The sequence below is a fragment of the Cobetia sp. SIMBA_158 genome, assembly GCF_046566945.1.
Lineage (GTDB): Bacteria > Pseudomonadota > Gammaproteobacteria > Pseudomonadales > Halomonadaceae > Cobetia > Cobetia amphilecti.
In genome coordinates this window covers 1-254 of sequence record NZ_JAWJYL010000713.1, presented here as the reverse complement: position 1 = coordinate 254, position 254 = coordinate 1, and the positions used below count along the sequence as shown (strand labels likewise).

The following is a 254-nucleotide window of genomic DNA, read 5'->3' as shown; positions in this document are numbered from 1 at the left end:
CCACCACCTAAAAAGGCGATTACAGATGCACGGTGACGACGTTTGCCGTTTAAAAGTATTAAAGTGCTGTCTGATGGCAAACCACGAAGGTTAGCAGGGCGAACTAGTGATGCTGCATCACTAATAGGGTTTTGATGAACGTTGAAAGAAGGAACTGAGCCTTTAAGAAGTTCTAGCATGTCAGTGTTACCTGACTTTTCTAGCTCTTCGCCACCTATGATATCAATAGGAACGGGTGAATCACCAATTGAACG

Annotated in this window: 1 protein-coding gene; it reads right to left on the bottom strand. The window is 44.1% G+C overall.

The window, feature by feature from the left end; genetic code table 11:
* On the bottom strand, positions 1 to 254 hold a 254-nt coding region (locus tag R2R70_RS21680; RefSeq protein ID WP_410979151.1), incomplete at both ends, for a TonB-dependent receptor plug domain-containing protein.